9 protein-coding genes are annotated in these 7,361 nt (G+C 62.1%); 4 read left to right on the forward strand and 5 right to left on the reverse strand.

Annotated features, from left to right (window positions below; all coding sequences use genetic code 11):
- Nucleotides 1-538: 538 nt before the first annotated feature.
- Nucleotides 539-1,435: a LysR family transcriptional regulator gene (locus QMX91_RS27065; RefSeq protein ID WP_134787151.1), complete on the reverse strand. Its 897-nt coding sequence runs from the start codon at nt 1,433-1,435 to the stop codon at nt 539-541.
- A gap of 120 nt (nt 1,436-1,555) precedes the next feature.
- Here QMX91_RS27065 and QMX91_RS27070 point away from each other — a divergent pair, with 120 nt between their 5' ends.
- Complete coding sequence (locus QMX91_RS27070) at nt 1,556-2,311, forward strand: SDR family oxidoreductase (protein WP_123588718.1); 756 nt, start codon at nt 1,556-1,558, stop codon at nt 2,309-2,311.
- 169 nt (nt 2,312-2,480) lie between these two features.
- On the opposite strand, the gene QMX91_RS27075 is transcribed toward QMX91_RS27070, so the two are convergent.
- Nucleotides 2,481-2,918: a multidrug/biocide efflux PACE transporter gene (locus tag QMX91_RS27075; protein WP_282413644.1), complete on the reverse strand. Its 438-nt coding sequence runs from the start codon at nt 2,916-2,918 to the stop codon at nt 2,481-2,483.
- An 89-nt stretch (nt 2,919-3,007) separates the two neighbouring features.
- Here QMX91_RS27075 and QMX91_RS27080 point away from each other — a divergent pair, with 89 nt between their 5' ends.
- Nucleotides 3,008-3,862, forward strand: coding sequence for a LysR family transcriptional regulator (locus tag QMX91_RS27080; RefSeq protein WP_282413645.1), 855 nt, complete (start codon nt 3,008-3,010; stop codon nt 3,860-3,862).
- Nucleotides 3,863-3,968: 106 nt separating this feature from the next.
- Here the strand turns inward: QMX91_RS27080 and QMX91_RS27085 are convergent, their stop codons facing one another.
- The 3 genes from QMX91_RS27085 to QMX91_RS27095 are packed head-to-tail and all read right to left on the reverse strand — an operon-like array spanning nt 3,969 to nt 6,001.
- Nucleotides 3,969-5,198, reverse strand: a complete 1,230-nt coding sequence (locus QMX91_RS27085) for an RNA polymerase sigma factor (protein ID WP_097085875.1) — start codon at nt 5,196-5,198, stop codon at nt 3,969-3,971.
- On the reverse strand, nt 5,191-5,535 hold the full coding sequence (locus tag QMX91_RS27090) for a YciI family protein (protein ID WP_098965210.1): 345 nt from the start codon (nt 5,533-5,535) through the stop codon (nt 5,191-5,193). The genes QMX91_RS27085 and QMX91_RS27090 overlap by 8 nt, the downstream gene beginning before the upstream one ends.
- Before the next feature lie 40 nt (nt 5,536-5,575).
- A complete protein-coding gene (locus QMX91_RS27095; protein WP_027612596.1) occupies nt 5,576-6,001 on the reverse strand; it encodes a nuclear transport factor 2 family protein in 426 nt (141 codons plus the stop codon).
- 141 nt (nt 6,002-6,142) lie between these two features.
- Between QMX91_RS27095 and QMX91_RS27100 the strand changes: the two genes are divergently transcribed.
- Together QMX91_RS27100 and QMX91_RS27105 are read left to right on the forward strand one after the other, a co-directional pair.
- On the forward strand, nt 6,143-6,628 hold the full coding sequence (locus tag QMX91_RS27100; protein WP_103368946.1) for a GNAT family N-acetyltransferase: 486 nt from the start codon (nt 6,143-6,145) through the stop codon (nt 6,626-6,628).
- Between the two features lie 18 nt (nt 6,629-6,646).
- Entirely contained in the window at nt 6,647-7,252 is a 606-nt protein-coding gene (locus QMX91_RS27105; RefSeq protein ID WP_134787156.1) for a pyridoxamine 5'-phosphate oxidase family protein, read from the forward strand.
- Nucleotides 7,253-7,361 lie beyond the last annotated feature (109 nt).

Consider the following 7,361-nt stretch of genomic DNA (forward strand, 5'->3'; position numbering starts at 1 on the left):
CCGAATACTTCACCCACCGCCCCCCCCTGTGGGAGCGGGCTTGCTCGCGAAGGCGTCAGATCAGTCAACATCGATGCTGAATGGGCCGGCCTCTTCGTGAGCAAGCCCACTCCCACCCTGGATCGCGACCAGCCCCGAATACTTCACCCACCGCCCACCCCTGTGGGAGCGGGCTTGCTCGCGAAAGCGTCAGGTCAGTCAACAATGATGCTGAATGGGCCGGCCTCTTCGTGAGCAAGCCCACTCCCACCCTGGATCGCGACCAGCCCCGAATACTTCACCCACCGTCCACCCCTGTGGGAGCGGGCTTGCTCGCGAAGGCGTCAGATCAGTCAACATCGATGCTGAATGGGCCGGCCTCTTCGTGGGCAAGCCCACTCCCACCCTGGATCGCGACCAGCCCCGAATACTTCACCCACCGCCCCCCCCTGTGGGAGCGGGCTTGCTCGCGAAGGCGTCAGATCAGTCAACATCGATGCTGAATGGGCCGGCCTCTTCGTGGGCAAGCCCACTCCCACAGTTTGATTTGTGTCAGGCATTAGAGAGTGGAACGGATGACATCGCCCAACCACTCCATGAACACTCGCACCCGCAGCGGCAAGTGCCGTTGCCGTGCATACAGGATTGAAATCGCCATCGCCGGCGCGGTGAACTGCGGCAGCACAGTCAGCAGCTCACCGGTGTCCAGATGCGGCTGCATGCCGGTGCGCGGCACCTGGATCAGGCCGAAGCCGCCCAGGCACGCCGACTCGTAAGCATCAGTGCTGTTGACCGTGACGCTGCCAGCCATCGGCAGGCGCCGCACCTGTCCGTCCTGTTCATACACAAACCCTTCCGAGCGCGAACCGAGCACCCCGACGTAGTGCACCAGCCGATGCTGCGCCAGATCCTCCAGCGTCTGCGGCACGCCGTAGCGCTCAAGGTACGCCGGGCTGGCGCAGTTGATCATCGGGAAGTCGCCCAAGTGCCGCGCCACCACCGATTGATCCGGCTGCGCGCCGATGCGCACCACGCAATCGAAACCCTCGCTGAGCAGATCGACACGGCGGTCGGTGCTGCTGATTTCCAGTTCCAGATTCGGGTGCCGCGCCATGAACTCCGGCAGCAACGGCATGATCAGGCGCCGCGCGAGGATGTTCGGCATGTCGACACGAATCCGCCCGCTCAGCGACGCCGGATCCTGCCGAAACAGACCCTCGATCTCGTCCATGTGCGACAGCAGATCCTTGCTGCGTTCGTACAGCACCAGGCCGTCCTGAGTCGCCTGCACCTTGCGCGTGGTGCGTTGCAGCAGGCGGGTGCCGAGCAGAGTTTCCAGGGCCTGCACATGTTCGGAAACCGTCGAGCGCGGCAACCCGAGACTCTCGCCGGCCAGGGTGAAACTCGACAGTTCGCTGACCCGGACGAAGGTGCGCAGCAGTTCCAGTTTGTTCATGAGGACACCCGTTGATTGTTCGGCTGAGTCGATCAGTGATTCCGGTTTCAGTCTGTTTATCATCCCATGGCGGATAAATAAACTTCGCTCATCACCACTCACCGCAATCGAGGATTTCACATGAGCCGCAAAATCGCATTGATCACCGGTGCCAGCCGTGGCCTGGGCAAGAACGCCGCCCTGCACCTCGCCGCCGAAGGCGTGGACATCATCGGCACCTACAACAGCCGCGCCGATGAAGCCCAGGCGCTGGTGGCTGAACTGGAACAACGCGGTGCCAAAGCCGTGATGCTGCAACTGGACGTCGGTCGCAGCGAAACCTTTGCCGATTTCGCCAAACGAGTTGAACAAGCGTTGCAGCAACTGGACCGTCCGCGTTTCGACTTCCTGATCAACAACGCCGGGATCGGTGTGCACGCGGCGTTCGCCGAGACCACCCCGGAACAGTTCGACCTGCTGATGAATATCCAGCTCAAAGGGCCGTTCTTCCTGACTCAGCAACTGCTGCCGCTGATCAATGACGGCGGGCGCATCATCAACATCTCCAGCGGCCTGACCCGCTTCAGCCTGCCGGGTTATGCCGCTTACGCGGCGATGAAAGGCGCGATGGAAGTGCTGACCCGCTATCAGGCCAAGGAGCTGGGTGCGCGGCAGATCGGCGTGAATATTCTGGCGCCGGGCGCGATCGAGACTGATTTTGGTGGCGGTGCGGTGCGCGACAACGCGGCGTTGAACGCGATGGTCGCGAGCAATACCGCACTGGGTCGCGCCGGGCAGCCGGATGATATTGGTGGCGCGCTGTCGATGCTGCTGGCGCCGGGTGCGCAGTGGATCAACGGGCAGCGGGTCGAGGCATCGGGAGGAATGTTCCTCTAACCCCCCATTCACTAAAAACTTTCTTGGTGAGAGCCTCTGTGGCGAGGGGATTTATCCCCGATGGACTGCGCAGCAGGCCCTTCTTTTCTGGATAAAAAGAGGGGCCGCTACGCGCCCCATCGGGGATAAATCCCCTCGCCACAGGTTTTGCATTCGCCACAGGTTGTGCTTATCCCGCGCATACCCGGCGGGTCACGAGGCGCTCGCGCACCACGTCATACCCCCAGTGATACACATAGGTGTACGGCAGGAAGAACAGCAACACGCCGATGTCGAGCAAGAACGCTTGCCACAGGCTGACCGACAACCACCAGGCAATCAGCGGCACGCCCATCACGATCAATCCGCCCTCAAACAGCAGCGCATGGACCACCCGGGTCCAGGCGTTGTGCGCGATGTTCAGGCGCTTGAGCATGCGGTCGAAAAAGCCGTTGAACAGCACGTTCCACGCCAGCGCCAGCAGGGCAATCAGCACGGTCACCGCGCCCATGTCCAGCAGCGGTTTGTCCATGATCCACGCCAGTAACGGGGTGCAGATCAGGATCGCCAGAAACTCGAAACCGATGGCCTGGAAGATACGTTCAGTGATGGATTTGTTGGCAGTCATGGCCTGACTCCTTGAGTGAAGAGGGTTGCCATGATCGGCCACCACGCCGATACTTCATAACCAATAACCATCGATCAAGGCGATAGTTCATGGCTTCGCAAGAAGTGCTATTGGCGTTCGTGCAAGCGGCCACTCAGGGTTCGTTTTCGGCAGCGGCGCGCAAACTGGGGCGCAGTCAGTCGACCATCAGTGCGGCAGTGGCCAGCCTGGAGATCGATCTGGACCTGATTCTGTTCGACCGCAGCAGCCGCAAACCGACCCTGACCCCGGCCGGGCACGTGATGCTGCAACGGGCCGAGGCGATTCTGGCGGCCACCAGTCGTCTGCAAATGACCGCGCGGCAACTGGCCGAAGGCGTCGAACCGAAGCTGACCGTGGCGATTTCCGACACCTACCAGTCAGCGCGATTTGAAGCGGCACTGGTCGGCTTCGAGCAGCGTTATCCGGACCTGGAACTGGAATGCTTGATCGCCGAGTGTGACGACCTGATCGAGTTGGTCCAGCGTGGCCGCGCACACTTGGCGTTTGCCGAAATGCAGGACACCTATCCACCGGATCTGGTGACCTCGACCGTCGCCGAGCGCACTGACCTGGCGCTGTTCGTCAAAGATGATCATGTGCTGACCCGTGTCGAACGGGTCGACCAGCAGGTGCTGGAGCAGCATCGCGAGTTGCGCCTGGCGACCATCGTCAATCCCTACGACAGCCGGGCAAAGGGCCGGGTGTGGTCGGCGCCGAGTTACCTGATGCTGATGGAAATGGCGGAGATGGGCTTTGGCTGGGCGGCGCTGCCGCGCTGGCTGGTGGCGCGTTTCGGTAATGGCTCGCTGGTGGAACTGACGGTGCGCGGCTGGCCGCGGCCGGTGTATGTCGATGCGTTGTGGTCGCGGCTGTATCCGCCGGGGCCGGCGGGGAGCTGGTTGCTGAGCAAGATGCTGGAATAGCGGCGCGCCCATTCGCGAGCAAGCTCGCTCCCACAGTTGGAATGCGATCGCCTGTGGGAGCGGGCTTGCTCGCGAAGGGGCCGGCACTGCCAATGAATTCCTGGGATCAATCCAGTTCGCTCAGCCGCCCCTCGATAAACCGCCGCTCCGGCTCTTGCCGGGTCAGCTCCAGTGCTCGCCGGTACGCCGCCCGCGCCTGCTCCACCCGGCCCAACTGCCGACAAAATTCCGCCCGCGCCGAATGCGCCAGGTGGTAATCCTGCAACTCACCGCGATCCAGGATCCCCTCGATCAGCGTCAGCCCGGCCAGCGCCCCATCGCGCTTGGCCACTGCCACCGCGCGGTTCAACTCGATCACCGGCGACGGCACCGCCCGCAACAGCACGTCATACAGCCCGACGATCTGCTGCCAATCGGTTTCTGCCGCTGACGGCGCTTCGGCATGCACCGCGGCAATCGCCGCTTGCAGGCAATACGGCCCGAACCTTCGGGTGGTCAGCGCCCGCTCCACCAGCGCACAACCTTCGGCGATCAACCCGGCATCCCAGCGCGAGCGATCCTGGTCGTCCAGCAGGATCAGTTCTCCACTGGGTGACGTGCGCGCCGGCCGCCGCGACTCATGCAACAACATCAACGCCAGCAGGCCCATGACCTCCGGTTCCGGCAGCAGCTCCATCAGCAACCGCCCAAGCCGAATCGCCTCGCGGGTCAGATCCTCACGGGTCAGCTCGGCGCCCATCGACGCCGAATAGCCTTCGTTGAACACCAGATAAATCACCCGCAACACGCTGTCGAGGCGCTCGGGCAGTTCGCTCAGGCTCGGTACTTGATAAGGGATTTTTGCATCGCGAATCTTCGCCTTGGCACGGACGATGCGCTGGGCAATCGCCGCCGGTGCCGAGAGAAACGCGCGGGCGATTTCCTCGGTGGTCAGGTCGCAGACTTCCCGCAGGGTCAGCGGCACTTGCGCATCCGCCGCCAGCGCCGGGTGACAGCAGGTGAAGATCAGCCGCAGGCGGTCGTCTTCCACGTCTTCGCCACTCCAGTCGGCCTGTTCCAATTCTTCGAGCTGCGCCAGCAACAGCGGCTGCGAGGCCTTGAAGCGGGCGCGGCGGCGCAACACATCGATGGCCTTGAAGCGCCCGGTGGACACCAGCCAGGTGCGCGGATTGTCCGGCACACCGTCGCGCTGCCAGCGCTCGACCGCGACGAAGAACGCCTCGTGCAAGGCTTCTTCGGCGAGGTCGAAATCCCCGAGCAGACGAATCAGGGTCGCCAGAATCCGCCGCGAGTCTTCGCGATAGACCTGCTCGACCCGCGCCCGGACTTCAGACATTCAACTGCCGCACCGGACGCACTTCAACGCTGCCGACCCGGGCCGCCGGAATATTGCCGGCGACCTGAATCGCTTCGTTGAGATCCTTGGCATCGATCAGGTAGAAACCGGCCAGTTGCTCCTTGGTTTCAGCGAACGGGCCATCGGTGATCGACAGCTTGCCGTTGCGCATCCGGACGGTGGTTGCGGTCTGCACCGACTCCAGCGCTTCGGCCGCGACCATCCGCCCGCTGCCCTGAATCGACTCGGCATACGCCCAGCACTCGTCGTCTTCCGGGCTGTCGGGCGAGGTGTGCAGCAGGCGCTCATCGCTGTAGACCAGGCATAAGTACTTCATGGTTTTCTCCTGATTCGAACGGATCAACTATGGCTGAAGATCAGGGTTGCACATCGAACAGCGTGCTGCCGCTCATCGGATCGAACGGTGCCGACCAGTGCTCGTGAGCGATTTTCCACGTCCCGCCGACCTGCCGATAGCACGCGGTGGCGCGCATCCAGCAGCTCTGGGTTTCGCCCTTGTCGTTGGTGCCGCCGCAATGCGTTACCCAATGGGCGAAGGCGAGGTTGTCGGCGGTCTCGATGGCGATCTCGTGAAACTCGAAAACGTGCGGGCCGGAACACATCTCCATGCAGGCTTCCCAATGTGCACGGTAGGCCGCTTTGCCCTTGAATTGCAGGGCCTTGATCGCATCGAAGGAGACGATGTCGTCGGTGTACAACGTCATGACCTTGTCGACGTTCTTGGTCATTACCGCGTCGCGGTAGGTATTGATCAGGGTCTGGATTTCAGTCTGTGCGCTCATGGTGTTCTCCGTGTTTTTTTTGCTGAAGACACCCTTAGTCGTTCGGCCATCGTGCGGATCGACAGACGAAACAAAAAATTTCCGCCGAACACAAAATCGCTAGAATCCGAGGCTCATCTTTGTAGGAAAAAGGAAATTCCCGTGTCAGCCCAACTCGTGCCGTACGACAGCCTGAACGCGTTGCAGCGTCAGCAGGTCGAGGCGATTGAAATCCATCCCGAGCAGATCAAATTTTCCGGCGACATTCACGGCGCGTTGCACACGCTGCTGTCCAGACCCGGCCCCGGCGTCAAAGGTTTCGCGCTGCTGGCCGATCAGGTGCCGGTGGCTTTTCTGCTGCTCAAGCGCCCACCGGTGTTGCCGGACTGGGCCGATGAACACAGCGCCACCCTGCACGCCTTGCAGGTCGATCACCGGGCACAGGGCAAAGGTTACGGCAAGGCTTGCCTGCAGGCGCTGCCCGAGGTGGCGCGTGAAGCATGGCCGGAGATCAAGGGGCTGGAACTGTCGGTGGATGCCGATAACGATGCCGCCATCGCGCTGTACGCCAAACACGGTTTCGTCGACAGCGGCGAAGCGTACAAGGGCCGGATCGGTTACGAGCGGCGTATGGGACTGTTTTTCTAAGTCATCGAGGGATGCACGATGATCGATTCAATCGAAGCACTGGAAGCTATTTACGGCCTGCCCCACGACCGCGCGGTGCGCAAGCAGATCGGTTTTCTCAACGAGGATTATCAGGCGATGGTGCGCCTGTCGCCGCTGGTGATCATCAGCTCGGTGGGCGCCGACGGTCTCGACAATTCGCCGCGCGGTGACAAAGCCGGGTTCGTGCGGATCATTGACCAAAACACCCTGGCCCTGCCGGACCGCCCGGGCAACAACCGCATCGATACCCTGCGCAATGTGCTGCACGATCCACGGGTGTCGTTGCTGTTCATCATTCCGGGCATTGGCGAGACCTTGCGGGTCAATGGCACCGCGACCATCAGCGCCGATCCTGAGCTGCTGGAAAGCTTTGCGGTGAACGGCAAACCGGCGAAAACCGTGTTGCTGGTGACGGTAGAGGCAGCGTTTTTCCACTGCTCGAAAGCCTTTGTGCGCTCTGACGCCTGGAACCCGGAAACCCACCTGCCGCGCTCGGCCCTGCCCTCTGCGGGCGCGTTTCACAAGCGCCTGAATGACGGGCAGTTTGACGCCGAGACCTACGACCGCGAAGCACCGAAAAGAGTAAGCGACACTCTCTACTGACACCTATCAACGAGTCACCACTGCTCCCCTGTGGGAGCGGGCTTGCCCGCGAAGGCGTCGTGTCAGATAAATCATTGGCAACTGACACACCGCCTTCGCGAGCAAGCCC

It is taken from the genome of Pseudomonas sp. PS01299 (assembly GCF_029960145.1).
GTDB classification, from domain to species: domain Bacteria; phylum Pseudomonadota; class Gammaproteobacteria; order Pseudomonadales; family Pseudomonadaceae; genus Aquipseudomonas; species Aquipseudomonas putida_A.